The organism is Bacillus sp. SIMBA_031 (genome assembly GCF_046535225.1).
Classification (GTDB): Bacteria; Bacillota; Bacilli; order Bacillales; family Bacillaceae; genus Bacillus; species Bacillus velezensis.
Window position 1 is genome coordinate 1 of the sequence record NZ_JAWRXC010000149.1, and the last position, 279, is coordinate 279.

1 protein-coding gene is annotated in these 279 nt (G+C 36.9%); it reads right to left on the reverse strand.

Features of this window, described 5'->3' with window-relative positions:
* On the reverse strand, positions 1-279 hold a 279-nt coding region (locus tag SB724_RS19850), incomplete at both ends, for a hypothetical protein (protein WP_410572523.1).

A 279-nucleotide genomic window follows, 5' to 3' on the forward strand; every position in this document is an offset into this window, starting at 1 on the left:
ATTGGTTTCATCGAGACTCACTTTTGTACCCGGGTGGATAATTTTACTTAACCAGTTTGAAACTTGGTCATAAATAAATTCACTCGAGGTTAAAGATAGAGAAGGGTGAATCATTTTTTCTAATTTTGTCGCTGCCTCAGAAAGTTTGGTTGCAGTATATTCACCGCGATATCCTAATGGGCTGTGATTACGACTAACAGAAAGTCGATCGTAAGATTTTCTCGGACCTATACGTTCTGCATTTAAATATTGGAAAGAGGTTTGGAATAAAGACGATTT